This window comes from Alkalihalobacillus sp. TS-13, assembly GCF_019720915.1.
GTDB lineage: Bacteria > Bacillota > Bacilli > Bacillales > Fictibacillaceae > Pseudalkalibacillus.
Genome location: NZ_JAHKSI010000002.1, coordinates 437105 through 463350 on the forward strand (window position 1 = coordinate 437105; position 26246 = coordinate 463350).

At 44.2% G+C, this 26246-nt stretch carries 26 protein-coding genes; 3 read left to right on the plus strand and 23 right to left on the minus strand.

The window, feature by feature from the left end; translation table 11 throughout:
- Window positions 1-7: 7 nt before the first annotated feature.
- The 7 genes from KOL94_RS18895 to KOL94_RS18925 all read right to left on the minus strand — a co-directional run bounded on the left by KOL94_RS18895 (window position 8) and on the right by KOL94_RS18925 (window position 7403).
- Window positions 8-1006: an alpha-ketoacid dehydrogenase subunit beta gene (locus KOL94_RS18895; protein ID WP_221568201.1), complete on the minus strand. Its 999-nt coding sequence runs from the start codon at window positions 1004-1006 to the stop codon at window positions 8-10.
- Complete coding sequence (gene pdhA, locus KOL94_RS18900; RefSeq protein ID WP_221568202.1) at window positions 1007-2074, minus strand: pyruvate dehydrogenase (acetyl-transferring) E1 component subunit alpha; 1068 nt, start codon at window positions 2072-2074, stop codon at window positions 1007-1009.
- A gap of 11 nt (window positions 2075-2085) precedes the next feature.
- Entirely contained in the window at window positions 2086-3186 is a 1101-nt protein-coding gene (locus KOL94_RS18905) for a Glu/Leu/Phe/Val dehydrogenase dimerization domain-containing protein (RefSeq protein ID WP_221568203.1), read from the minus strand.
- Between the two features lie 77 nt (window positions 3187-3263).
- Complete coding sequence (locus KOL94_RS18910; RefSeq protein ID WP_221568204.1) at window positions 3264-3659, minus strand: thioesterase family protein; 396 nt, start codon at window positions 3657-3659, stop codon at window positions 3264-3266.
- Window positions 3660-4026: 367 nt separating this feature from the next.
- Complete coding sequence (locus KOL94_RS18915) at window positions 4027-4746, minus strand: SDR family oxidoreductase (RefSeq protein ID WP_221568205.1); 720 nt, start codon at window positions 4744-4746, stop codon at window positions 4027-4029.
- A 251-nt stretch (window positions 4747-4997) separates the two neighbouring features.
- Window positions 4998-6329, minus strand: a complete 1332-nt coding sequence (locus tag KOL94_RS18920) for a sodium-dependent transporter (RefSeq protein WP_221568206.1) — start codon at window positions 6327-6329, stop codon at window positions 4998-5000.
- Between the two features lie 126 nt (window positions 6330-6455).
- Window positions 6456-7403 carry an NAD(P)H-dependent flavin oxidoreductase gene (locus tag KOL94_RS18925; protein WP_221568265.1) on the minus strand — a complete coding sequence of 316 codons (948 nt, stop codon included), beginning with the start codon at window positions 7401-7403 and terminating at the stop codon, window positions 6456-6458.
- A 278-nt stretch (window positions 7404-7681) separates the two neighbouring features.
- On the opposite strand from KOL94_RS18925, the gene KOL94_RS18930 reads away from it, so the two are divergent.
- A complete protein-coding gene (locus KOL94_RS18930) occupies window positions 7682-8215 on the plus strand; it encodes a gamma carbonic anhydrase family protein (protein ID WP_221568207.1) in 534 nt (177 codons plus the stop codon).
- A gap of 341 nt (window positions 8216-8556) precedes the next feature.
- Here KOL94_RS18930 and paaX read toward each other — a convergent pair whose 3' ends face one another.
- The 16 genes from paaX to KOL94_RS19010 form a co-directional block, all read right to left on the minus strand.
- Window positions 8557-9426, minus strand: coding sequence for a phenylacetic acid degradation operon negative regulatory protein PaaX (gene paaX, locus KOL94_RS18935; protein ID WP_260412528.1), 870 nt, complete (start codon window positions 9424-9426; stop codon window positions 8557-8559).
- Between the two features lie 200 nt (window positions 9427-9626).
- A complete protein-coding gene (locus KOL94_RS18940; RefSeq protein WP_221568209.1) occupies window positions 9627-10400 on the minus strand; it encodes an enoyl-CoA hydratase-related protein in 774 nt (257 codons plus the stop codon).
- A gap of 20 nt (window positions 10401-10420) precedes the next feature.
- The gene (locus tag KOL94_RS18945) at window positions 10421-11626 is read right to left on the minus strand and encodes a thiolase family protein (protein ID WP_221568210.1); all 1206 of its coding nucleotides are present in this window, start codon (window positions 11624-11626) and stop codon (window positions 10421-10423) included.
- Complete coding sequence (locus KOL94_RS18950) at window positions 11626-12492, minus strand: 3-hydroxyacyl-CoA dehydrogenase (protein WP_221568211.1); 867 nt, start codon at window positions 12490-12492, stop codon at window positions 11626-11628. The genes KOL94_RS18945 and KOL94_RS18950 overlap by 1 nt, the downstream gene beginning before the upstream one ends.
- Before the next feature lie 239 nt (window positions 12493-12731).
- Complete coding sequence (locus KOL94_RS18955; protein ID WP_221568212.1) at window positions 12732-14249, minus strand: aldehyde dehydrogenase family protein; 1518 nt, start codon at window positions 14247-14249, stop codon at window positions 12732-12734.
- 94 nt (window positions 14250-14343) lie between these two features.
- Entirely contained in the window at window positions 14344-15117 is a 774-nt protein-coding gene (locus tag KOL94_RS18960; RefSeq protein WP_221568213.1) for an enoyl-CoA hydratase-related protein, read from the minus strand.
- A 14-nt stretch (window positions 15118-15131) separates the two neighbouring features.
- Complete coding sequence (locus KOL94_RS18965) at window positions 15132-15908, minus strand: enoyl-CoA hydratase/isomerase family protein (RefSeq protein WP_221568214.1); 777 nt, start codon at window positions 15906-15908, stop codon at window positions 15132-15134.
- Window positions 15901-16209 (minus strand): EthD family reductase, encoded by a 309-nt coding sequence (locus tag KOL94_RS18970; protein WP_221568215.1) that lies wholly within the window; start codon window positions 16207-16209, stop codon window positions 15901-15903. Before KOL94_RS18970 ends, KOL94_RS18965 begins: the two co-directional genes overlap by 8 nt.
- A 17-nt stretch (window positions 16210-16226) precedes the next feature.
- Window positions 16227-16736: a 1,2-phenylacetyl-CoA epoxidase subunit PaaD gene (gene paaD, locus KOL94_RS18975; protein WP_221568216.1), complete on the minus strand. Its 510-nt coding sequence runs from the start codon at window positions 16734-16736 to the stop codon at window positions 16227-16229.
- 117 nt (window positions 16737-16853) lie between these two features.
- A complete protein-coding gene (gene paaC / locus KOL94_RS18980; RefSeq protein ID WP_221568217.1) occupies window positions 16854-17639 on the minus strand; it encodes a 1,2-phenylacetyl-CoA epoxidase subunit PaaC in 786 nt (261 codons plus the stop codon).
- On the minus strand, window positions 17639-17992 hold the full coding sequence (gene paaB, locus KOL94_RS18985) for a 1,2-phenylacetyl-CoA epoxidase subunit PaaB (RefSeq protein ID WP_221568218.1): 354 nt from the start codon (window positions 17990-17992) through the stop codon (window positions 17639-17641). Before paaB ends, paaC begins: the two co-directional genes overlap by 1 nt.
- A 21-nt stretch (window positions 17993-18013) precedes the next feature.
- Window positions 18014-18982 carry a 1,2-phenylacetyl-CoA epoxidase subunit PaaA gene (paaA, locus tag KOL94_RS18990; protein WP_221568219.1) on the minus strand — a complete coding sequence of 323 codons (969 nt, stop codon included), beginning with the start codon at window positions 18980-18982 and terminating at the stop codon, window positions 18014-18016.
- Window positions 18983-19063: 81 nt separating this feature from the next.
- Window positions 19064-20398, minus strand: a complete 1335-nt coding sequence (gene paaK / locus KOL94_RS18995; RefSeq protein WP_221568220.1) for a phenylacetate--CoA ligase PaaK — start codon at window positions 20396-20398, stop codon at window positions 19064-19066.
- A gap of 245 nt (window positions 20399-20643) precedes the next feature.
- On the minus strand, window positions 20644-20982 hold the full coding sequence (locus KOL94_RS19000; protein ID WP_221568221.1) for a hypothetical protein: 339 nt from the start codon (window positions 20980-20982) through the stop codon (window positions 20644-20646).
- A 423-nt stretch (window positions 20983-21405) separates the two neighbouring features.
- Complete coding sequence (lplA, locus tag KOL94_RS19005; RefSeq protein WP_221568222.1) at window positions 21406-22401, minus strand: lipoate--protein ligase; 996 nt, start codon at window positions 22399-22401, stop codon at window positions 21406-21408.
- A 71-nt stretch (window positions 22402-22472) separates the two neighbouring features.
- Window positions 22473-23210 carry an MBL fold metallo-hydrolase gene (locus KOL94_RS19010; protein ID WP_221568266.1) on the minus strand — a complete coding sequence of 246 codons (738 nt, stop codon included), beginning with the start codon at window positions 23208-23210 and terminating at the stop codon, window positions 22473-22475.
- Between the two features lie 151 nt (window positions 23211-23361).
- On the opposite strand from KOL94_RS19010, the gene KOL94_RS19015 reads away from it, so the two are divergent.
- Window positions 23362-24006, plus strand: coding sequence for an SDR family oxidoreductase (locus KOL94_RS19015; protein ID WP_221568223.1), 645 nt, complete (start codon window positions 23362-23364; stop codon window positions 24004-24006).
- Between the two features lie 849 nt (window positions 24007-24855).
- Entirely contained in the window at window positions 24856-26130 is a 1275-nt protein-coding gene (locus KOL94_RS19020; protein WP_221568224.1) for an ABC transporter substrate-binding protein, read from the plus strand.
- Window positions 26131-26246: the final 116 nt, after the last annotated feature.

Sequence of the window (26246 nt, forward strand, 5' to 3'; positions counted from 1 at the left end):
TCCTATCTTAGAAACGTACTGTATCAACAATAGCCTGCTTGACACGCTCAGCATCAGGCAGATAGTGGTCCTCGATAGCAAACATCGGAACCGGTGTATCATGACCTGTCACACGCTTGATCGGTGAGCGCAAGTGCAGGAATGAGGTGTCATTGATCAACGAAACCACATCGTTGCCTACTCCGCCTGTTCCAGGTGCTTCATGGACAATGACACCACGCCCGGTTTTTTGGACAGATTCACTGATCAAATCACGGTCTAGCGGATAAAGCGTACGCAAATCAAGAACATCACACGTGATCCCTTCCGCTTGTTCAATTTCCTTCGCCGCTTTCTTTACGACGTCCACCATCGCCCCCCATGCAATCAGGGTTATGTCTTCACCCTCTTGAAGACGAGCACCTTTTCCGATTTCAACTGTATATTTCTCTTCCGGTACTTCAAGCTTATGTGAACGGTAGCAGCGCATCGGCTCCAAGAACAAGACCGGATCAGAATCCTCGATGCTCGCAATCAAAAGCCCTTTTGCATCATATGCATTGGATGGAACGACCACCTTGATACCTGGCATATGTGTGAAGAGTGCTTCGACACTGTCAGAGTGGATTTCAGGCGCACGGACACCAGCTCCGAATGGCGCTCGAATAACCATTGGCACTGTAAAATGACCAAGTGTACGTGAACGGATCCGTGAAGCATGCGTCATGATCTGGTTGAATGCAGGATAGATGAAGCCGAAAAATTGCATTTCCGCAATCGGTCGGAAGCCATTCATCGCAAGTCCGATCGAAGTTCCGATGATTCCAGATTCCGCCAATGGCGTATCAATGACTCGTTTTTCGCCGAATTCAGCCTGAAGTCCGTCAGTCGCACGGAAAACTCCGCCATTCCTTCCGACATCCTCACCTAAAACGAGTACATTGTCATGCTCGCGCATCATTGTCGCCATTGCATCGGTGATCGCTTGCACCATCGTCAGTTTCTGAGTTTTAACCGCTGTACTCATTTACACTTCCTCCTTGATACGGGACTTGAATCCATCAAGCTGATCTTGGACAGACCATGTCGGTGTTTGGAAAACATGCGTAAACATATCTGTCGGCTCTGCTGGACCGAATGCTTCCATATCTTCAACAGCTTGTTCGATTTCTCTTGTGATCTCTTCTTCGACCTGTGTTTTCCAAGCCTCTTCAAAATAGCCCTTATTAGCCATATAACGCTCTAGTCGCAATAGCGGATCGGTGGTTTCCCGGCGGCGTTTCGCTTCTTCTTGATCACGATATTTGCTTGGATCATCAGCCGTCGTATGAGCACCGTAGCGATAGGTTACAGCCTCGATCAACGTCGGACCGTTTCCTTGGCGTGCATGCTCCATCGCTTTTTTCGTTTCGAAATACACGACAAAAATATCGTTTCCGTCGATTCGGACGCCAGGGATGTCATAAGCGACTGCTTTTTGAGCAATCGTCTTCGTTTTCATCTGTTTTTCCATCGGCACCGAAATGGCGAACCCGTTGTTTTGATTGAAAAAGACAACAGGGGCATTGAATACGCTTGCAAAATTCAGCCCCTCATGAAAGTCTCCTTCTGAAGTTGCACCGTCACCGAAATAGACGATGGAGCCACGGTCGGTTCCCTTCATTTTTTCAGCCCATGCTGTACCTGTGGCATGTAAAAGTTGGGAAGCGATTGGTACTGCTGGAGGGAAAATGTTCTTCCCTTCCGGGGGTACACATCCTATCGGATAACCTTTCCAATAAAGGAAGAGGTTGCGGGCTGAATGGCCATAAGTCAAAGTCGCCGCATGATCACGGTATGTCGGGAACATCCAGTCGCCTTCTTCAAGCACAAGCGAGCTTCCTACTTGAGCTGCTTCTTGCCCTTCAAATGGGACATACGTACCGATCCGGCCTTGCCGCTGGAGGTTTACACCTTTGCGGTCAAACATCCGAGCTCTGAGCATTTTTATATAGAGTTCTTTCGTCAATGATTCTGTCATCTCGTTTTCAAATTCTGAGTTGACGACGACGCCATCTTCATTCAAGATCTGTTTCATCGGAAATTGCGTTTCCATAAGACCCCTCCTTAGTTACGTACATTCCATTTTTGTCGTTTCTTATGACTGAAGAAGCTGTTGCGCTTCATTCTCTTTGTCAAACGATCATTACAAAATTGATTTGCAGACTCTGCAGTGGAGATCGATTGTTCATTTGATTTTTGGTAGATTTCCATCAGCGTGTCATATATCGCTTTTGTTTTTGCCAATACGCGGTCTTTGTTCGGGCTGTACAACTCATCAGACACCTGGATGAGTCCGCCAGCGTTAACGATATAGTCTGGTGCATATATGATTCCTTTTTCCTGCAAGAACTTGCCGTGTTCATCTCTTAAAAGCTGGTTGTTCGCCGATCCGACGACGGCTTTCACTTTCAACTTCTCAATTGTTTCATCATTGATGATTCCACCAAGTGCACAAGGAACGAAAACATCCGCTGGAACACTATAGATTTCATCACCTTCTACGACTTTCACGTTCCCTTTCAGACCTTCAGCATGCTCGATGATCCGTCTGATTGCAGATTCATTAATATCAGTGACATAAAGGTCGGCGCCATCTTCAAGAAGCTTTTCAGCCACTTTGTATCCAACTTTTCCAAGTCCCTGGATCGAATACGTTTTACCACTTAAATCATCGGAACCGTAAAGGACGTTATTCGTCGCTTTCAGACCATAAAGGACCCCTTCTGCAGTCGGAATCGATGAATCTCCGCTTCCGCCATATTCTTCAGGGACACCGACGATGCAATTCGTTTCTTTCAATGCATGGACGAAATCGTCTGGAGTCGTCCCCATATCGGTACCCGTATAGAAACGTCCGCTTAACGACTCTACGAATTGGCCGAACGCACGGAACAATTCCGGTGATCGATCCTTCAATGGATCTCCGATGATGACTGCCTTTCCGCCTCCGAAGTCGACATCTGCCGCAGCACATTTATAGGTCATTCCTTTTGATAGACGGAGTACGTCCTCGATCGCCTCATCCGTAGAATTGTATGGTCTCATACGACAACCGCCCAGTGCTGGTCCCAGTGTCGTATTATGTATCGCGATAATTGCTTTCAACCCTGTATCAGGATCATTGCAAAACAAAACTTGTTCGTGTCCATTGATGCGTTCAAACATGATGTAATCCCCCAATTCTATTAATCTTGATGACTATTGAACCGTCATCGTAAACGCTTTCATAAATACGCAAAAAATTAAGCCTTCATCGACTCGATTTTTTCCTTGATCATCTCTTTCGGTAGTATATATTGAGTGACTTCGCCTTCTCCGATTTTTTCTTTATTGTTCCGGACTTCGAGATCACAGATGACCGCCTTCCCTTTTATTTCTCTAAGGATAGCCGTTACGGTGATTTCACTTCCCGCAGGCGTAGGATTCAAATGTTTCGCTGTTACTCCGCCGCCAATCCCTTCCTCGTGTTCTTCGAGATAAGGGAGAATGATTTGTCGTGCAGCCCATTCCATGTGATAGACCATCGAAACAGTCGAATAAGCAGGGTGTACTAAATTCCCTTCGAACTGCGCATACATATCAGGTGTCACTGTAGCAGTAATGGTAGCCTGTTGACCTACTTGCATACCTGGCTTCATTATATCTGCCTCCTTTGCTTCTTATCTTCATGTAGAGAAACTGTTTTCTATTCTTAAGTCCAGTTCATTCCTCTTATAAATGGACGGTATTATCCATTTTAAATATGACGTTTATTTAACGATATAATATCATTTTGTTTAATAAAATGCAATGAAATGTCAGGTTCCAGCTTGTTTTGAAAGGGGCTATTTTTGCATAATACCAAGGTTTTAACGCTTTAAAGTGACGGTCATCCCCCTTGAAGCCGTACCTTTTTCTTCAATAAAAAAGACGACCCGAATCGTATGCCGTATTCACTAACGGAACCGCTATTTTGTGAATATCGATACTTTCGAGTCATCTTCAACTTGTTAATTTGATTTGGAATTAATATCTCGGGTATTCCTGGGACAATGGGTGGAGGACGATTTCATCGATGACCATGTGTTTCGGAGCTGAAGCCATGTAACATACTGCTTCTGCGATGTCATCGACCTTCAACCAATCTTCCTTATGCACTTCACCCTGCTTGGAATCTGCAAAGAACGTATCGATTGCTCCAGGATTTACAGTACCAACACGGATGCCGTACTCTTGCACTTCCTGAGCGACTGAACCGATAAATCCTTGAACCGCATACTTGGTAGCAGTATACGCTGATCCATTTGCGATCGTCCTTCTACCTACATCAGATGAAATTGTGATGATCGTACCGGATCGTTTTTCCTTCATGAACGGGAGGACTTCCTTTGTGGTTAAAAACACTCCGCGCGTGTTGACAGCAAAGACTTTCTCCCATTCCTCAAGGGTTGTCTCTCCCGCGGTTTTGAAAAATCCGATTCCAGCGTTATTGATTAAAATATCAACTTGTCCGTAATGATCGAAGGTTTGCTTGAACGCTTTTTTAACTTGTTGCTCATCTGTAACATCGGCCTGAAGGCTCAGTACCTCGCTGCCGTTTTCCTCTAATTCTTTTGCGGTTTCATGGATCTGTTCAGAAGACCCGATGATTGCTAATTTCGTTCCCTCGGCTGCTAATCGGGTGGCAATTGCTTTTCCTGCACCCCGGGATGCACCCGTGATGACAGCTACTTTTTCATTTAGCATAGGATGATTCCCCTTTCTAACGTTTCACTCTATGTTGTCCGTACATCATTGTACTATATCGTTCGCCTTTATTTCGAGTTTTAAACCTTTGTTCGTCGGTTCTACCAATAAACCCTCGTAATTCACAAATATCAACTGTGGTTTTACAAATAATCCAAAGTGATTTACAAATAAAACGTAGGATTTCACAAAATTGACCTCGGAAAATATGAAAAAGAGCAGCTGCGTAAGCTGCTCTTCTCAAACTACTTTTAAATGAATCCAAGTGCATCAATGAATACGATTACAATAACGAGCGGTACGAAATACTTCAACACCAGCAGCCATAGTGCCAATAGCCTTTTTCCAGTATGACTGCCATCTGTCAATTCCGCCACAAGTACTTCACGCTTCATTTTCCAAGGTACAAAGATCGAAATCAACAATGCCCCTAACGGAAGCATGATGTTACTTACAAGGTAGTCCATCAAGTCAAAAATGATTTTATCAAACAATGTGATATTCCCCAGAATACCATATGAAAGTGCTGATGGTACACCGACTACAAAAATAGCAATCCCAATCAACCAAGCTGCTTTCGAACGACGCTGGCGGGAATTTTTCGCTACAGACGCAACGATGATCTCAAGCATCGAGAACGCTGAAGTCAATGTTGCGAACAGGAATAATGCCAGGAAAGTAATAAAGAAGAATGTTCCTGCCGGCATTTGAGCAAAGACAGACGGTAAAACGATGAACAACAATCCTGGCCCTGCCGTCGGCTCAAAGCCTAATGAGAATACTGCCGGAAAAATGGCCAGCCCTGAAAGGATCGTAATGAAGATGTTCATCGCCACGATCGAACCTGCAGACCTTCCCAGGCTTTCATTTTTCGACAAATAAGAACTGTACGTCACCATGACAGATATACCGAGACTTAAGGAGAAGAACGACTGACCAAGTGCGAAAAGAACACCTTCAGATGTCAATCTGCTAAAGTCCGGCTCAAGAAAAAATCGTACCCCTTCCATCGCTCCATCCAGTGTCAACGAGCGTCCGATCAAAATGAGGAACAAGATGAATAACGCAGGCATCATCCATTTACTTGCCTTCTCGATTCCTTCCTTAATCCCACGTGCAACCACGATAATCGTCAACAGGATGAAGGCAAGCTGAGAGCCTACAGCTGTCCACGGATTGGAGATGATTGTTCCAAATAACTGTTCATAGTCACTGACACCAGAAATGTACCCGGTTATGCTTGCACCGAAATATAATAGAATCCAACCACCAATTACACTATAGAAGGATAATAGAATGAATGCACTGAATACACCAATACGGCCGATGAATTCCCACCCTGGTGCTATGGTTCGGTAAGCTGAAATGGCTTCTTTTTGTGTACTGCGTCCAATAACGAATTCAGCTAATAATAACGGTAGACCTACTAGTAAAGTGAATAGCAGGAATACAAGGAAGAATGCCCCCCCACCACTATTACCAGCGACGTATGGAAACTTCCAGATCGCGCCCAGTCCGATAGCCGAACCTGCTGCTGCTAAAATGAATGTAAGTTTTGATGCCCATTGTTCTTGCTGCGCCATAAGTACCTCCAGAACTATCTATTAGTTTTATATCTTTAATATCTATTCGTAACAAATATTTGTAAATAAGACAACTATAAAAATTTTACAGCGTCAAAGCTTTGAAGGATTAAACCAACTAACTTCTCAATACTTTTCATCTAACGTGCCCAACGTTTTTTTCAACTCTGACATCATACGCTCCAGTAACTCTGAAACTGTCGGTATGTCACGGATTAATCCAGCGATTTGCCCCGAATTGATGAATCCTTCTTCTAAATCCCCTTCAACCGCTCCTTTACGGTGGAACTCTTCTGTCGTCTTCGCCACGAACGATTGAAGGTCCGCTCCATTCGCTTCCTCTTCCAATAGCTGTTTAGCATAAGGCGTCTTCATCAGGCGGCGGATTTTCCCATAGCTTCTGCCGACAATCGTCGTCTCTGTATCACCGGCTTCAATCAGTTTTTGCTTATAGTTCTCATGGAAAACACCCTCTTGTGTTGCAATAAATCGCGTGCCCATCTGAACCCCGGACGCACCAAGTGCCAGGGCAGCCGCTAGTCCACGTCCATCTCCAATACCACCAGCAGCAACGACAGGGATATCAACCGCATCCGCCACTTGCGGGATGAGGGTCATTGTCGTCGATTCCTCAGTTGCATTGATTCCGGCTGCTTCATAACCTTCCGCAACGATGATGTCTGCGCCTGCTTCTTCTGCCTTTCGTGCATGTTTGACTGAAGCGACCACACAAATTACTCTCACTCCGCGTTCTTTAAACTTAGGGATGAACGGTGCGGGGTTTCCTGCAGATAACACGACAACAGGCACTTTGTATTGTAACATGAGCACCGCCGCTTCATTCACAGATGGAGAAACATTCAGTGGAATATTCACTGCAAACGGTTTGTCCGTAAGTTCTTTTGTACGTTTGATAAGATCTTCGATTTCATCAGGTTGAAAGGTACCGATCCCGATTGTTCCCAAACCTCCAGCTTCAGAAATTGCAGCCGTCAAAGGTGCATTTGAAACGTTCCCCATCCCCCCTTGGATAATAGGGTATTTGATTTTGAGTAATTGGTATAACGGGTTCATATTGATGATCCTTTCTGTTGAAAGTAATTGTTGAATTGCGGTTAATCGGCTTTCTCGTGCACAAATTGTTTTAGATCGTGCAACTTTACGATTGGCTGTTTTCACATAGGTTGTTGTTTTTGGAAATAGGTTTCAGCATCTATCTTTACACCATTCCATAAAGCGATTTAATCGTGCAAAACACCGGGTGAATCACTCAACTACCTCTAGTTTACAAGGCGCCTTCTGTTTTTCCATCTATGATATAATCTAGGAAACGCTTTCAAGGAGGTTTTTTTATGTTATATCCATACAACGGTCAAAGTCCTCTAGTGGACGAATCCGTTTTTATCGCACCAGGTGTACATATCATTGGTGATGTTACGATTGGTAAAAATTCAAGTGTCTGGTTCAATACGGTGGTCCGTGGTGATGAAGCACCAATCCGAATCGGTGACCGCTGTAACGTCCAGGACAACTGTACACTACACTTATACGAAGAGTTCCCACTCATTCTTGAAGATGAAGTGTCGATCGGGCATAATGTCATCCTCCATGGGTGTACGATTCGTAAAGGTGCGCTGGTCGGGATGGGCGCGACAATCCTGGATGGCGCCGAAATCGGTGAATCTGCCTTTATCGGGGCAAACACATTGGTCCCACCTGGTAAAAAGATTCCACCTCGCACAATGGTGATGGGATCGCCAGGAAAAGTCGTCCGAGAACTGAATGATAAAGACCTTGAACTGATCAAATTGACGATTGACACCTATGAACAAAAAGCCAAAGAGTTTAAAGAAAACTTGGCGAAATCAAACCTTGGCGTAGATTGAGCCTTAGTTGCACTTAAACCATGAGGTGTAAAGAAAACTTGGCGTAGATTGAGCCAGTACAACACGTAGGTTGCTTTAGAAAGGGGCTGATCCATATTTTGGACAACCCCTTTTCCATTGGTCTAATCCGTCTATAATGTAGCGGACACCTCAGCCGCTATTTATGACAAAAAGAGGTGTTGGTAAGGATTAGAGGACATATGGTACCTTATTTGTGGCAAAAGCGCCTGATTTTTAATGATTTCTACCAAATAAGGTCTCTGGTGTCCGCTAAACTCCAAATATGGGTGTATTGTTTACAAATAAGGTCTCTGGTGTCCGCTAAGTGTTTTGTAAGACCTTTAATTATTCGATTCGATGATCAGCGGGTGGTTTAACGCATCATATTTCTTGTCGCGGTTTTTCATTTCGTTTCCTTCCCTGAAAACATCCTCAAAGAAACGGCTTGCAGGCTGTGCCAAAGCCTTGTAGTAGTCACTGAAAAGGCTTGCAGCATAATCCCCGAGCCATTTTTTCGGTAACAGCTCTTGCGGCAATCCTGGATCGATAAACAGGAATTTCCGGTATTCGTGGACAAGCTTCGTTCGCTCCACAAAACATTCTCCGTCCGACTTCTCCCCTTTTTCAATCTTGCTTTTATCGATGACATATTTCTGGCTGTAGGTTTTGATAAAATCCTCGTACTTCATGTTGATTTCGTTCAAATCCCAGCATTCTTCCACGAGTTTCTCACTTTTATGAGGACCTTTATGTTCAGATAGGAAGAAATGGACATAATCACGTATGTCATACTTTTCAATCATCTGGTTCACCTGTTTTTCTTGTTGATTCGGTGAAATCCAGAAGCTGTTGGATAACAGGCCGAAACCACTCCAAACTAGTTCTTTCCGCAGCTCATCGCGGATGCTTCTCTTATCCTCTGGAATCGTGTAAGTGAACATTCTCCACTTCCCATCCCATGTTTCAGGTTGAAGCTTGAAAATCCGGTTCGCCGCTTCTTCAATCCTTTCGACGCCTTGTTCCGTCAATCGGTAATAGCTTTTGTTCCCTTTACGTTCAGCGGTAACCCACCCTTGTTTGTTCATTCTGGATATCGCAGCACGGACCGATTGTTCATTATGTCCAAATTCCTTCAACAAGCGGATCAAACTGCCAATCCATATATCGTTTCCGTAGTGACGGATGTAATCTCCGTATAACGTAAAAATCATTGACCGTGTGTTCAGACTGTTTTGCATCGTGTTCATCCTTTTCCGATTCAATCTTTCAAATTACCCACAATATTAATAGGAAAACCCGGCGAAATCAAGCCTTAACTCAGATGCAGTCGTAGTTTCCCTATTCCTTTACCAGTAGTAAAACATTACTACACTTAAATATGCCGTAAAAAGGATGGACAGTCTTTATATCGTCATTCTCCTTTAAACTGCGGCGGACGTTTTTCCCCAAAAGCGACAAGTGCTTCAACACGATCCTTCGTCGGAATCGTCACTTCATACGCTTTTGCTTCAAGATTGAGTCCTGTCTCCAAGTCAACGTTCATGCCTTGCTTGATAGCATATTTTGCTTGTTTCAAGGCAATCGGACCATTCTTCAGCATTCTTTCTGCCCATTGTTCAGCAGTTTCAATCAATTTTTCAGAAGAAACCACTTCATTTACGATTCCATATTGCATCGCTTCATCTGAAGACAGCTTTTTCGCAGTCAGGATCAACTCCATCGCTTTAGCCTGTCCAATCAGGCGCGGCAGACGCTGGGTACCACCAGCACCAGGGATGATCGCCCATCCGAGCTCCGTCAAGCCCATTTTCGTATCGACCGCAATCCGGAAGTCACATGCCAACGCAAGCTCGAAACCTCCACCGAAGGCATAGCCGTTCATCGCTGCGATTGTAGGCTGTGGCAGCTTATCGACTGCGGTAAAAACGTCTCTGATTTTCGTGACGTTACGGCGCACTTCATTTTCAGTGAGGTTCTTACGCTCTTTCAGATCAGCTCCAGCACTGAATGCCTTCTCGCCCGCTCCGGTAAAAATGACGACACGTGCTTCAGGATTATGATGGATCTCTTCGACGACTTCGCCTAATTTTTTCAATGTATCGTAGTTGAAGCAATTCAACACATCAGGTCGGTTCAGTGTCACATAGGCAATATGATTTTTTACTTCGTATAAGATCAATGACATTCTGATTCCTCCATCTAAAATTAGTAATCGTAACCTTCGACAATAGCAGCGATTCCTTGGCCGACTCCGATGCACATCGTCGCAAGGCCGTAACGTGTGTTCTGCTTACGCATTTCATGGACCAATGTCGTTAAAATCCGCGCGCCACTTGCACCTAGAGGATGCCCGTAAGCAATCGCTCCCCCATTAACATTGACACGGGATGGAGACAATTCAAGCTGGCGGATACACTCCAATGATTGAGAAGCAAATGCTTCGTTCAATTCGACCAGACCAAGGTCGCTGGATGACAATCCTGCACGTTTCAACGCTTTACGAGATGCGTGGATCGGTCCAAGTCCCATTACACGGGGCTCAACCCCGGCAGTCGCCGATGTAATGTATTTTGCTAACGGCTTAAGGCCAAGTTCATCAGCCTTTTCTTTACTCATGAGCAATAAAGCTGAAGCGCCATCATTGATTCCAGAGGCGTTTCCTGCCGTGATCGTTCCATCCTTGAAAAGTGGCTTCAATGTTGAAAGCTTTTCCAGTGAACTGTTCGGACGTGGATGCTCATCAGTATCGACTACGATTTCGTTCCCTCTCCGGTCTTTATAGACGACAGGTACGATTTCATCCTTCAATCGTCCTTCTTCCATCGCGCGTTTTGCTTTCATCTGGCTTTCATAAGCGAATTGGTCTTGTTCTTCACGGCCAATGTTATAGTCTTTTGCCACATTTTCAGCTGTTTCAGGCATGCTGTCTATTCCGTATTTTTCTTCTAAAACCGGGTTCACGAATCTCCAGCCGATTGTCGTATCGAACATTTCACGGTTTCCACGCGGGAATTCCACATCGGGTTTTCCCATTACAAACGGAGCACGTGTCATGCTTTCAGTTCCACCTGCGATGAAGATATCTCCTTCATCAGCCATGATTGCACGTGCCGCATAACTGACTGCATCCAATCCTGATCCGCATAAGCGGTTGATTGTTGTCCCGCCAACTTCAATTGGAAGATCGGCGAGTAAGGCTGACATTCTGGCAACGTTACGGTTTTCTTCTCCAGCCCCGTTTGCATTTCCGAAAACGACTTCTTCGATCTGATCCTTCGGCATGTCCGGGTTACGCTCAAGCAAGGATTTGATCACGATGCTTCCGAGATCATCCGGACGGATATTTTTCAATGCACCTTTATAGCGTCCGATCGGTGTTCTCACTGCATCAACAATGACGACTTCACGCATTATTCAGAACCTCCTTGCTCACGGTAATCATAGACACCAACACCTGCTTTTCTACCAATACGCCCAGCTTTCACATATTTTACAAGCAGCGGACATGGTCGATATTTTTCCCCTAATGTTTCATGTAAGTATTTCAAATTATTAAGCCGTGTATCTAATCCGACGAGATCGCCGAGTTCAAACGGACCCATCGGATAGTTGAGTCCGAGCTTGATCGCCTTGTCGATTTCTTCAGGAGAACCGACACCTTCTTGAAGCATATAGAAGGCTTCGTTTCCGACAAGCGCACTGATCCGGCTCGTTACAAAGCCTGGGAATTCATTGACGGTGACCGTTTCTTTCCCCATTTTGACAGCGACTTCATTCGCAACTTTAACCGTATCCTCTGCAGTATCGAGCCCTTTGATGATTTCAATCAAAGGCATTTTATGAACCGGGTTGAAGAAATGCATCGCGATGACTTTTCCAGGCCGATTTGTATAAGAGGCGATCTCAGTCGGACTCATCGTGGATGTGTTCGTGGCGAAATAACAATGCTCAGGTGCATGCTGGTCGATCGTCTTGAACACATTCCGCTTGATATCGATGTTTTCTGGAACCGCCTCGATCACCATATCGGAATTGGCTACAGTGCCTTCGAGGTCGGATGAGTATGACATCCGTTCCATGCCTTCGTGCGCGGCTTCTTCACTCAACTTGTTTCGTTGAACACCTTTTGCGAAAATCGTATTGATTTCGGTCTTCGCACTCTCTAACGCTTTTTCTGAAATATCAACCAGAGTTGTCTTATATCCGCCGACAGCAGCTACATAAGCGATTCCCCTGCCCATGACGCCGGATCCGATGACGGTAATATGTTTGATCATGTCTCTCTTCCACTCCCTTGTAAAATGGGTATGTTTTGCCTATTTGTCCAGAAAATCCATGTGTTTGTCCAGATAAACTGGATTTTTGTACAGAAAATCCAAGATTATGTCCAGAAAATCCAGGATTATGTCCAGATAGTTTGAAGTTTTGTCCAGAAATGACTTGAGGGAGTTTCATGTCCCTTAAAGCTGAAGGCGAGCAGCCTGAAAAGGTGCTCGCCCCCATTAGTTCATTAAGGTTACACTCCGAACGGATTCAACGGCTTGCCACCGACATAAGAGATGACACTCTTTGTCTCAGTATACAAATCAAGCGTTTCGATACAAAGCTCTCTTCCAAATCCAGATTGCTTGTAACCACCGAACGGCGTTCCAGGGAATGCTGAGAACGGAGAGTTGACCATGACCGTACCAGCCTTCAACTTAGTAGCTACACGGTTCGCACGCGCGTGATCCGTGGTCCAGATTGCAGCCGCAAGACCGAATACTGTATCGTTTGCAAGCTTCAAGACTTCTTTTTCATCGCTATACTTCATGACGACGACAACTGGTCCGAAGATCTCTTCTTGTGCAATCTTCATATCATTCGTCACATTCGTGATGACAGTCGGCAAATACCAGTGACCATTTTCGAAACCTTCAACCTTCGCACGGCCTCCACCTACAAGGACTTTCGCACCTTGTTTTTCAGCTTCTTTTACATAACCATCGATCACTTCTACCTGGCTTTCACTGATGATCGAGCCGACATGAGTTCCTTGATCTAGCGGATTGCCGAGTGTAAGCTTCTTCGTTTTTTCAACAAACTTTTCCATGAACTCATCATAGACGTTTTCGTGGACAAAAAGACGAGAACGTGCTTCACATGATTGTCCTGTGTTATAGAAGATTCCGAATAGAGAGCCGTCTACAGCTGCATCCATGTTCGCATCTTCAAATACGATGTTCGGTGACTTACCACCAAGCTCTAATGTTACGCGCTTCAACGTTTCAGAAGCTTTTGCCATGATGTCTTTTCCTGTACCCGTTTCACCTGTGAAAGCTACTTTATCGACATCTGGGTGTTCAACCAAATGATTTCCAACTGTAGAACCAGGTCCAGTGACGATATTGACAACACCTTCCGGAACACCTGCTTCATGACAGATTTCCGTTAAGATGATTGCAGTAAGAGGTGTCAAGCTTGCAGGCTTCAATACGATCGAGTTACCTGCAGCAATTGCAGGTGCTACCTTCCATGAAGCCATCATCATCGGATAGTTCCACGGGATGATTTGTGCACAGACACCGAGTGGTTCTTTCGTTTCTGTATTTGTAAAAGGTCCTGGCATGTTGTTCACATGTCCGCGGTGGCCAACGATTGCACCTGCATAGAATTCAAAGTTTTCAACGGCTTGCATGACTTGTCCTTGAGCAGCCGTTAATGATTTACCACTGTTCAATACCTCGAGCTCAACCAATTCATCGAAACGACTGCGCATGATTGAAGCAATTTTGTTCAATACACGAGCACGCTTTCCAACCGGATATTTCGGCCATTTTCCATAGTCGAATGCAGTACGAGCTGCTTCAACCGCTTTATCGACATCCTCAGTACCAGCTTTCGCCACTTTTGCTAGGGCTTCACCAGTTGCAGGATTGTAAGTAGTGAATGTTTCTCCAGAAACGCTATCAACTTGTTGTCCATTTATGATCATCTTGTATGCTTCACGCTTCATTTCTGTTGCGACTTGTTGCTGTTCTTTAGTAGTACTCATTGATCAGTCACTCCTTTAATTGTAGTTGAGTATTTGTCTCGATCTGATGACTCGCCCAGCACTAGTTTTCTTCGCGGGCGCTTCTGTTTTACTATTAGCAGCCTTTGAATACGGGCTTTCTTTTCTCTATGAAAGCTTGCACGCCTTCAGCGTGGTCTTCTGTCTGTCCTGCTGTACGCTGGGCATACGCTTCGTTTTCAAGCATTTCACTGAGATCTGCATCCCAGCTCTTCCTCAAATATCTTTTGATCAAGCCGATTGCTTTCGTCGGTTTTTGTGCAAGGTTTTCTGCAAATGCTGAAACCTCTTCTTCCCAACGATCAAGCGAAATGACTCTTGTTGCTAATCCCAAGTCCTTAGCGTCTTCCGCAGAAACCTTTTCTCCCATTACTGCAAGTTCAAGCGCTTTTGCATGGCCTATCAATCTAGGAAGGTAAAAAAGGTTGCCTGAATCCGGTACAAGACCTACGTTTATGAAGGCCTCTATGAAACTTGCTTTCTCAGATATAAGTCGGAAATCGCAAGCGAGCGCGAGGCTCATCCCGGCTCCTGCTGCGACACCATTGACAGCAGCAATGACCGGTTTCTCGAAGTTCGCCAGTTTTTCAACCATTGGATTGTAGCGTTTACGTAATATTTCAGCGTGATCCGTATCTTGTTTGACCCCCGCCAGGTCTTCCCCTGAGCAAAATGCCTTCCCGTTTCCTGTAATCACGAGGCAACGCACTTCACTATCTTTTTCTGCTTGCTTCAACGCTTTTGTTATCTCTATATTCATCTGTTCTGTAAAAGCATTGAATTTATCTGGGCGGTTCAGTCGAAGCCAAGCGACATTGTTTTCTGTAACGTATTCGATCGTTTCATACATACCTAAACCGCTCCTTACTTTCCTTTGAATTGTGGTTCTCGTTTTTCAACAAAAGCCTTCATCCCTTCCTTCTGGTCCTCAGAAGAGAATAGCATGTAGAAGTTTTTACGCTCATATTGCATCGCCTCATAAACAGAGTGATCGACAGACTTGTTGACAGCTTCTTTTATCATCCTTACCGACAATGGCGCTTGTTTTGCGATTTTACGTGCTAATTTCATCGCTTCTTCAAAAACGAGCTCGGGTGCTACCACACGATTGACAACACCATTTTCATTCGCATATTTTGCAGTCATATATTCGCCTAGCCATAACCACTCAAGTGCTTTTGCCCGCCCCATCAATTTCGTAAGTCGTACGGTCCCGCCTGCGCCTGGCATTACCCCAAGGTTTACTTCAGGGAATCCGAATTGCGCATTCTCACCTGCGACGATCAAGTCACAGCTTAAGGCAAGTTCGAATGCCCCGCCAAGACAATAGCCGTTTACAGTAGCTATGATCGGTTTTTTGACCCAGGCTAACCGATCCCATTCTGCAAATTGGTTGAGGAGTTCCAGCGAAATCGCATCATCCTCCGCCATTTCAGCAATATCCGCTCCCGCGGCAAAGACTTTCGCGTTTCCGGTAACAATCATTACCGACACGCTGTCATCACGATCCCACTCCTCCATCGTTTGAAGGATTTCTGTAACCATTTTTCGGTTCAAGGCATTCAATACTTTTGGACGGTTCAGTTGAATGACACCAACGCCATCTTCGGTCCAGGTTTGAATGGTCTCCTTATTACTCACCGTCGACTTCCTCACCAATCATCAGTGTCACCAAGTCACCAGCAAATCCCATGAGGTCCTTTCCTGAAGCCTTAGCTTCGTCTGTTTTCATTGCTGCTTTCAATGCATCGTGGTCATCATAGTACATTTCACAAAGGAGGTGATAATCACTAGCTCCCATCGGAGATCCAACGATTTTCGTCACTTCCATTTTACGAAGTCCGGGTATCTTAGCTGTAATTGGTGAATGTGTGTTGAAATAGTGCTCGTCAAATTCTTCTTTGTTTTCAGGATTCTTGTAAAGCGCGATCAATTTTACCATTATATAAACACCCTTTCTTATTCGTCGCCTATGTTGGCAACGGGTTTCATTGCTTCAAATGGATTTTTGCAGCTTCTGCAATAGAGAATGCAGCGGCACGCGGTCGGTCCAAAAAGATTTTCCATTGTCGTGTATACCGAGCCGCAATACGGGCATGGGATTTCCCATGGTGCTCCTGGTGTGTGATTTGCCGGAGGAGGCGATATTCCGAATTCTTTCAGTTGTTCTTTCCCCTGGTCTGTGATCCGGTCCGTCGTCCAGATCGGTTTGGATAAAAAGTTGACTTCAACCTCAGTTATCCCCTCCACCACGATGATGGCATTGCTGATATCCCGTTGGATAATGTCGAGTGCCGGGCAACCCGTGAATGTAGGGAGCACACCTACTTTTGCCTGAGACCCTTCCACCTCGACACCTTCCACCATTCCGAGGTCCAAAATACTGACAGAGTCGATTTCAGGGTCTGTAACACCTTGGAGCACGTCAATAATCGTGTCCACCAATTGTTTAGATTCAATTCCGGTCATCGTAACCCTCCTCTCAGGTTGAAATTTAGTTGTTTCGTAGTGAATTGATTTCGTTTGAAAAATATCAAAACAATACGATCTAAAACCGTCACGTTCTATGACAATCCGTATGATGTGTTACCAAGCCACTTTCGGATTCGTCTCATAAACCTCAGACAGTGTAGATAACGCTTGAGCAAGGTCTTCTGTATGTTCTCCCTGGCGGCCGTTTCCTTTTGTCATGCCAAGTGCACCAGGCAATGGTACACCGACTTGTTCAAATGTCTTTTCCATATGTGCAAGCCATTTGCTGCGCATTTCCTCTTCACTAGCGATGTATCCTTTGCTTACCATTTCTTCAGCAAAAGGTCCTAGCGTAAGGACACCGTCCATTTCGTTCCAGCATCTTTCAATCGCTGCTGTCATACGCTTTTTCGCTTCATCTGTACTCGTCATCAATTGCTTGAACCAGGTTTCCCAGTGCATCAAGTGATATTGAAGCTCGATCAGTGCTTTTGATGCAGCATTTGTAAGAGGTTCATAGCTTGATTGTTTCAAAGATTGCATGCGGATCTTTTTATGGACGGAATAGAAATAGTTCCGTACAACCGCGAAAGCCCAGTCGAATTTCGGCTGTTCAAGGTACGTACCTTCGCCGTTCTTCTCTTCTAAAAGTATTGCATTTCTGAATTTATCAGGTGTTCTCAAATGGGAGAGTTCATCCGCTTTCCCCTCACCTAATTCTTCAAGTAGACTGTAAAACTTCACCGCGTGCCCCATCATGTCCTGGTTGATTGATGAATAGGCGACATCTTCTTCTATGTGTGGTGCAAGCCCGAGCCATTCTGAACCGCGATACGCTAAGATGAAATCATCATCTGCTAAGGAATAGAGCAGTTCCACTAGTGCTTTATCCTGTGCCATCACTCTTTTCCTCCCTTGCTGTTACTAAGTAAACTTTGTTCCGTGAATTGTTCCTGTTGATATTTACGCCATTTTTTCTTCAAATAACCGTAACCTTTCGTTTCGCGGTATTCTTTATTATTCAGTCGCTTCAACATTTCACGTTCTTCCTGGGTCATTGTACGGATGTTATCTCTCTTTGCAACCCAGATGTCAGCTACAGGCTCACGGCGGAAGAAGTTTTCCCTTGCCATGATCAAGGCCATTTCTTCATTAGGAGCTAAAAGACTGAATTGATGTTGTAGTGGGCTTTTATCTGTTTTTTTACTGAATACTTCATACACACTATAAAAACCGTCTTTTTCTTGGCTCAATGGTTTCCCCTCCTCGTCCGTCTATACTGCCTTCGATGTTGGATTTAAAGCCTCGCGCACCCAGGCATTGTTATCGTAAGAAGTTTTACGAAGTTCAAGTCTCTCTTTTGATTGTGGTCCGTTACCAGTCACGATTTTTTTGAATTCGCTCCAATCAGGATCCTGATAAACCCACATTCCTTGCTCTTCATCAAAATGGATCGTCTCATCCGGAATCGTCAGACCGAGAGACCATATTCTAGGTACATATTTCGTAAAGAACTCTTGTCGCAGCTCTTCATTCGTCTTTTCACGGATTTTGTATCGGATGTTCTTATCAACGTGAGAAGTTGTTGCATTTTCTTTGCTCTTCGGTCCGAAAAACATGAGTAGTGCACTCCACCAGCGGTTAAGAGCATCTTGAAGCAATTCGCGTTGTTCCGGCGTCCCCTCTGCCAGCGCCATGATGATGCTTTCACCGTGCTGCGCATGGAATACTTCCTCAGCACAGATCCGTTTCAATGCTCTTGCATATGGCCCATAAGAAGAGTTCAGCATCATGCTTTGTGAAATGATGGCTGCTCCATCAACCAACCATGCGATAATTCCAGCGTCTCCCCATGTAGGCGCTTTCATATGAAACACATTATGAAACTTCAATTTGCCTGAAAACAAGTTTTGCATAATGTCTTCACGGTTCATGTCAAGTGGTTCCATTAAATCTTCCGCTACACGAAGCAACAGCTGGCCATGCCCCATCTCATCCTGCACCTTCGCCATGATCGCCAATTTACGGTGTAGAGACGGCGCTTTCGGGACCCATTCTTTTTCTGGAAGCGCTCCCATAATTTCGCTGATTCCATGCATGGAAATCAAACGAATCAAAGATTGACGGTAGTCATCAGGCATCCAATCGTTAGGTTCGATCTTCTCACCAGCGTCAATCCGGTTCAGGAAGTGTTCGTACTTCTCATCTTCTGTCAACTGATCGAATGATTTCTCGATAGTCATCTATTATCACCTTCCATGTATTACGTTTATTTAACGTCATTATAGAATATCGTCATAATTAATTCAATGCTTTTATTTGATTTACTTCTTCTGCAATACTTTCTCTTCTCTAAGATCTACGATTCTGACTGCCTTTCCTTCAGAGCGTGGAATTGAATTCGGCTCCATGATCTGTACGTGAATGGAGACGAGACAATTCGATTTGATCTGGTACTCGATCCTTCTTTTCAGCTCATCCATATCAAGGTGCTTCATGTCACCGCCACATTTCTTTAACGTCGATTCATTGACTTCGACCTGAAGTTCGATCAGATCCATCGTCCCTTTTTTCTTCAATAAAATTTGATAATGCGGAACAAGTTCTTCAACCTGCAATAGGCAGTTTTCGATTTCAGAAGGAAAGACGTTCACGCCACGGATGATCAGCATATCATCAATACGGCCTTTCACCCTCGACATCCGGACAGAAGTTCTGCCGCATTTACATGTCGTACGATCGATCGCCGCAATATCACCTGTACGATAACGGATGATCGGAAAAGCTTCCTTTGTCAGACTCGTAAAGACAAGCTCACCATATTCCTCATCTTTCACCGGTTCAAGTGTCTCTGGATCGATTACCTCGACATAGAAATGATCGTCTGCAATATGTAACCCGTCTTGTGCTTCATGGCACTCGATCGATACTCCAGGTCCCATGATTTCACTGAGTCCATATATATCAATCGCTTTGATATCTAACTTCTTTTCAAGTGTCTGACGCATTTCTTCAGACCACGGCTCTGCACCGAAAATGCCGTACTTCAGGCTTGTCTGCCTGGGGTCCTTCCCCATCTTTTCCATCGTTTCCGCTATGTTGAGTACGTAAGAGGGTGTTCCGCAAATGACTTGAGGCTGGAAATCTTGGATCAATAAGATCTGACGCGCGGTGTTCCCTCCTGAAATCGGAACCGTCACCATTCCAAGCTGTTCGGATCCGTAATGGAGTCCTAAGCCACCTGTGAACAGTCCATAGCCATATGCATTATGCAATACATTACCAGGTTCTCCGCCAGCAGCAGCGATCGCACGAGCTACGACCTCGCTCCAGACCTCGATATCCCCTTTTGTATATCCTACGACAGTCGGTTTCCCGCTTGTCCCAGAGGATGCATGCACACGGACCATGTCTTTCTGATTGACTGCAAAAAGGCCGAATGGATAGTGGTCACGCAGATCCTGTTTCTTAGTAAAAGGCAGCTTCTTTAAATCTTCAAGACTTCTAATCTGCTCTGGTGTAATGTTATTCTCAGCAAACTTTTCTTTGTAAAAAGGAACGTTTTCATAGACAACCTGGACGGTTTTTTGCAGCCTCTCAAGCTGTAGTTTTTCTTTGTCTTGCGTATTCATCGTTTCTTTTTCAACATTGTAAATCATATTACCCCTCCTTATATATAACGAAAAAATCTCGACACATAATATATGCGGTATATAAAAATAGTATAAAGAAAGCGTTTTCTTGTGTCAATTTTCAGACAATAGCCTTCTTATCGAATTCACGAGTTATTTCGGATACGCATCGATATATCTCTGTTTTACACTGATTTCTTTCGAGTTTGAGCTGATTTCCCCGCTAATTGTCATAAAAAAAACTCCCTTTCTTCAAAAAGGGAGGGTTTTCCTTAAAAATAAGGATATGGATATGGATACGGATATGGATACGGACGGAAGTACGGAATCAGTGAGAGTGCCGCTAACCCGGCTAGCGGAAGCAACAGACCGCCGAATCTTCTGAACCTCGGCTGCCTCATGTCATTACGATCATAAGACTCCGGCTCCATCATTTCGGGGACGAGGAGTTCAACCTTATCCTTTTTTACACCCATGAGGATTGCGTCGAATTTTTTACCGTCCTTCGTTTCAACAAGCACATGGTAGTACTTATATTGCTTGCATTTATCGTACATGTGTTTCGCCCGTTCGTCGTCTCGGATTGATTCATCATAATGATGTTCTGACATCATTCATCATCTCCTTTCTCACAATCTCATGATATTCACCCAGAAGAATGATGTGCCTAATTTTTTCTAATGCGTTTTTATTGAATAGAACATTTCTTAAGCGAAATTCGCGACACTCCTGCGGGAAAAGCGAGCCAGGCGAGACCCCGCAACGAGGAACGAGTGAGGAGGCTTGCGGAAGTAGGTAAATGCAAAGAAGTGATGTCCAGCTCAGCGACCAGTCACTTGGATCACTTCAAACTTCCTGCGGCGGCGACAGCCTCCTCGTCAGTTTTCCAGTGACCTACGTGCCTAACCGGGTCGTTCCTCTTTTCATTAGCCCGCGGAAAGGGAGTGAATTTCGCAGGAATCAATTAATTAAAATAAAAAGTTTTTTTCAAAGAAAAAAGCACCTACCGAAGTAGATGCTTATTCTTGAAGATTCTAATGGATCAAGTCCAAAAACTGCTCCCGGGTTATTTTACCTAAGTAATGACTGATATCAAGGTCAGCTAACGCTTTTTCAGTTTCAGCGTAGTCGTATCGGACACCAATGAGACGATTTTCGATATCTTCAACATCCCCGACACCAAAGAAATCGCCATAAATTTTACAGGCTTGAATCGTGTTCTTCACCACGTCCAGGCGGACATCCAGCTGGCCTGCTCCCTCGAAACGATGAGAATGCTTCACATTGAATTTAGGGGATTTACCATAATTCCAGTCCCAATTCTGATATCGATCTGCTGAAATCTCACGGATGACTTTCCAATCCTCTTCATTCAGACGATATTGTGGAATTTCTTCTTCCCCCTCAAACAGATAACGCAACAATGTTTCTTTGAATTGCTCGGTCGTCATGTCTTGATTAAGATGGTCACTAATATTGGTGACACGGCTGCGGATCGATTTAATTCCCTTCGATTTGATTTTATCCATATTCACATTTAAAGCAGAAACGACATTCTCGATCTGTGAATCGAACATAAGTGTTCCATGGCTGAACATCCGGCCTTTCGTTGAAAATTGCGCATTCCCTGAAATCTTCTTGCCCTCGACGAGGATATCATTGCGCCCGCTTAACTCCGCCGGAACGCCAAGTTTATGAAGAGCTTTGATCACTGGTTCGGTAAACTTTTTAAAATCATGGAAGCTGTTTCCGTCATCCTTTGTAATGAAGCTGAAGTTCAAATTCCCATGATCATGATAAACTGCCCCTCCACCGGAAAGCCTGCGGACAACATGGATTCCGTTTTCACGGACATACTCTGAATTGATTTCTTCCACCGTATTCTGGTTCTTTCCGATGATGATCGAAGGTTCATTGATATAGAACAAGAGGTATGTATCGTTGATTCCCAGATGTTTCAGTGCGTATTCCTCAATCGCGAGGTTGATCCTCGGATCGGTAATATTTTCATTATCGATAAATCGTAACATGCTTGTCCTCCCATATTTACTTAATATCTAGCTATTAAAGTGAAACGAATGCCCAACTCGCCGTATTTGACCTATTCACCTTCCCAGACAAACCCTTCTTCCGCTAAAACGACCTCTCCATTGAACTGTTCCTGTGCTTCTGGAATAAGCTGATTGATTTCACCGAAATGAGGCAGGTGGGTCAAAATCAATTTCCCGACAATCGATTCACGGGCGATTTGACCAGCCTCATCACTCGTCATATGTCCTACACTCGTCCCGTCCATCCCCTTATAAAGATTGGATTCACATAGTAAAAGATCCACTCCTCGGAAAAAAGGAAAGAAGGATTCTTGAAAACTTGAGTCAGCAGTATAACCAATCGTGTGACTCATCCCTTCAATCCTCATCGCATAACATGGAACAGCATGCTTCGTTTGTAAGAAGGTGATTTTAAAAGGACCCACTGAAATCGGCAGCGCCGGGTTATATTCCTTTGAAGCAGTAAACGTTTTGTATGCGAGTCTATTGAATTCAGTTTCATTAAAACGATGGCCGTAAATCGGGAGTTCAGGCAGTGTTGTTCCAGTATGTGATTTGACAAGCCTTGCGAATTGCAATGGGCCGATATCTGCAATATGATCCGCATGATAATGGGAAATGACGACTGCATCCAGATCTTCTACATTTATATAAGACTGAACTTTCGAAAGGACGCCACTTCCACAATCGACCAATAAATTGAATCCACCTTCCTGTACCAAATACCCTGAAGTTGCTTCACCCGCTTTAGGAAAACCACCCCAGCAGCCGACAACAGTTACTTTCAATAAACTCACCCCATTCACTTTTCTACCTATAATTGTATATAACATAAGTCTTTACTTCTAGTATACCGCTATGCCTCGTATCGAACCGTTTATATTCCTGTGTTTTGTGGTAAATAATAATTATGTTTTCACTGAAAGGAGTTTTGATAGGATGAAAGTACTTGTAGTTGGAGCAAACGGCGGTACAGGCCGTCATATACTTAGGATGTTAGGTGGAAGTAACGACCATCAAGCTGTAGCGATGATTCGTGATATTACACAATCTGCTGAATTGGAGAAGCTCGGCATCAGTGAAACCGTACTAGCTGATTTAGAAGATGAGGTGGAGCATGCTGTTGAAGGGTGCGATGCCATCCTCTTTGCAGCCGGGTCTGGTTCAAAGACAGGACCTGAAAAAACAATCACCGTTGACCAGGAAGGTGCGATCAAGCTTGTGCAAGCCGCTGAAAAACATGGCGTGAAACGGTTCGTCATGCTGAGTACAGTCGGAGCTGACAACCCAGAGTATGGTTCAGAAGGGATGAAACATTACTTTGAGGCCAAGAAAAAAGCAGATGACGCTTTAAGGGAAAGCTCTCTCACCTACACAATCGTAAGACCAGGCAGACTATCTTACGACGCTGGAACTGGTAAAATCAGAGCAGCAGCACAACTTGACGATTATTCAGGTGACATTTCACGTGAAGATGTTGCAAAAGTGATGATCGAATCGCTCAATGTTGAAAATACAAAAGGTAAAACCTTCGAATTCCTCTCAGGCGATACTAATATCGTCGAGGCATTGAAGTCGTTATGAAGAAAACTTGGCAAAGCCAAGCCTGTGGCGCAGGCTGAGCTTTAGTTGCGCTTATATTGTATTGAAGAAAGTATTTTATACTTTCTTTAAATGTGATGAAAACGGGGCTTCCCAATTTTGGGACAGCCCCTTTTCTTTTGTATTGGCTTTGTCAAGATAATCGGAGGTTTTGTCCAGATAACTTAGGATCTTGTCCAGAAAAACTTGAGTTTTGTCCAGATATTCTGGAATTTTGTCCAAATAAACCGGGATATTGTCCAGATCCCCAAATTTTCACTTATCCCCTGCCAGCTTAGAAAACAGCCTATATAACGTTATATATATTATGGAAGCTAATCCAAAAAATGATTGCCATTAGACTTTAATTGTTTTATTATTATAAATAATCAAACAATTAAATAGGACATTTATTGTCTTTGGGTAGAGATGAGGAGAACCCTGTGAGCAATAAAGTGTATTACATCTTTCATGTAGTACTTTTTATTGTTCATGGGGATTTATTTATTTAAAGTATGGCTTTGTTATTCTTATTCGTTGATTTTCGCGAAATCCCCTCCCTCTCCGCGGATTTAAGAAAAGCGGAAGCGGCCCGTTTAGTCACGTAGGTCACTGGAAGACTGACAAGGAGGCTCGAACCAAACAAAGACTTGGTTCTGCGTGGGCTTATGTGTCACCGCCACAGGAGGTCTGAAGTGATCCAAGGGATCGGCCGCTGAGCTAGACATCACTTCGCTGCATTAACTACTTCCGCAAACCTCCTCACGCTTGTCCCGCAGGAGTGTCGGGAATTTCGACTTGTAAATCAACAACTAAGACTAAATTATAAAAGCATTTAAAGGAGGAGTATGAATGAGGGTCAAATTTTTGTCATTATTCACTGCATTGCTCATTGTTCTGGTAGCTTGCAGCAGTGGAGGATCACAGGATGAAGTTACAGAGATAGATTTTTGGTTCCCTGTTGCTGTCGGAGGTGATGTAGCCAAGATTGTCGATGGTTTAGTTGCCGACTTTGAAAAGGAGAATCCTGATATCAAAGTCAATCCGAGATACGGTGGTAGTTATGCCGAGACGATGACACAGGTTATGGCTTCCGTACAAGGAGGAAATCCCCCTGAGTTAGCTGTATTGTTTTCAATCGATTTATTTACACTGCTTGAAAATGATGTGATTGAAGAAATGACACCTCAGTTTGACGAAGAATATTTCAATGATTTCTATGATGCTTTTATGGCCAACTCGAAGATCGGTGACCAGGTTTGGAGTCTACCATTCCAGAGAAGCACCATCGTCCTTTATTACAATAAGGATGCTTTTGAAGAAGCTGGTCTTGACCCCGAAGCTCCACCTGAAACATGGGATGAACTAGTTGAATACAGTAAAAAGTTGACTGTTAATGGCGGAAAGGATCAATGGGGTCTCGAAATTCCGAGTACCGGATATCAATATTGGATGTTCCAGGCACTCGCCTTACAGACAGAAAGTAATATCATGTCTGAAGACGGAAAAGAAACCTATTTTGATGCACCCCATGCTAAAGAAGCAATGCAATTCTACCTTGATTTAAGTAAAAAGCATAAGGTCATGCCTGAAGGTACGATAGAATGGGCGACCGTCCCATCTGACTTCTTAAGCGGAAGAACAGCTATGATGTACCACACTACTGGTAACTTGACCAATGTCAAACAAAATGCAGAATTCGATTTCGGTGTGGCATACTTACCGGCCAATAACCAGTACGGGTCTCCAACTGGCGGAGGAAACATCTATTTGTTCAAGGACCTACCGGAAGAAAATAAAGAGGCAGCTATCAAGTTCATGAAATTTTTGACTGACCCTGAACGTGTAGCCCAATGGTCCATCGACACGGGTTATGTAGCTACAAGGGAATCAGCTTACGAGACTGATAAATTGAAAGAATATGTTGAGGAGTTCCCTCAGGCGATCATTGCACGTGAACAGCTTGAGTATGCGGATAGTGAATTAGCGACTTATCAGAACGGTGAAGTGCAGAAAATTTTCAACGATGCCATACAGTCGATCCTGACAGGAAAAAGCAGTGTTGATGAAGGTATGGAAAAAGCTCAACAAGAAGCAGAAAAAGTTTTGGAACCTTTCCAGGACTAGAATAGAAATTAAGGGGAGCTCAGATTAAGAGTAATGTTAATTTGGGCTTCTCTTCACTAAAGATTGGAGGTTTCAGAGGATCTAATGGCTAACAAACAATATGCACCAATAGGTAA